At 49.4% G+C, this 857-nt stretch carries 1 protein-coding gene; it reads left to right on the forward strand.

The window, feature by feature from the left end; translation table 11 throughout:
* A partial coding sequence (locus tag R7190_RS26440) for an AMP-binding protein (RefSeq protein WP_318137747.1) occupies positions 1-857 on the forward strand: 857 nt, incomplete at both ends.

Genomic DNA, 857 nt, shown 5'->3' on the forward strand with positions numbered 1-857 from the left:
GTCAAGTGGATGGCATTATCGCTACAAGATTTAGGCATCGGCGAGCAAGATGTGATTGGCCTGTTGGGGGATAACCGACCTGAATGGGTGTGGGGTGAACTGGCTGCGCACGCGATCAAAGGCTATTCACTGGGTATCTATCAAGATTCCATGCATGAAGAAGTGGCGTACTTAATCAATTACGCGAAAGCGAAAGTTGTGATTGCCGAAGATGAAGAGCAATGCGACAAACTTCTTGAGCTTGGGGATGAAATTCCAAGTGTGGAATACATTATTTACTGCGACCCACGCGGGATGCGCAAATACGATGATCCGCGACTGATCGATGTTGAGCAGGTCTACAAAAAAGGGCAGCTGATCGATAAAGCTAACCCAGATAAGTATCTCAATATGGTTGCCGCAACCAAAGGCAGTGATCTCTCGATTCTTTGTACCACTTCGGGTACGACGTCCAAACCGAAATTGGCGCAACTTCACAGCGGCACGTTCTTAGATCACTGTGCGGCTTACTTGCGTGCGGACCCACGTTCTCCGGGCAACAACTACGTTTCTGTTCTGCCTCTGCCTTGGATCATGGAGCAGGTGTATGTGGTTGGTCAGGCGTTGATTTCACGTCAAATCGTCAACTTCGTGGAAGAACAAGAAACCATGATGTCGGACTTACGCGAGATTGGCCCGAACTTTGTGTTACTGGCACCGCGCTTGTGGGAAAACATTGTGGCTGATGTGTCTGCACGCATGATGGATTCCACACCGTTCAAGCAGAAGATGTACAAACTCGGCATGAGCTTAGCGAACAAAGCGCTGGATCAAGGCAAACGATCTAAGCTGGCGGAATGGATTCTTCTGCGCGCTCT

The organism is Vibrio sp. 1078-1 (assembly GCF_033340475.1).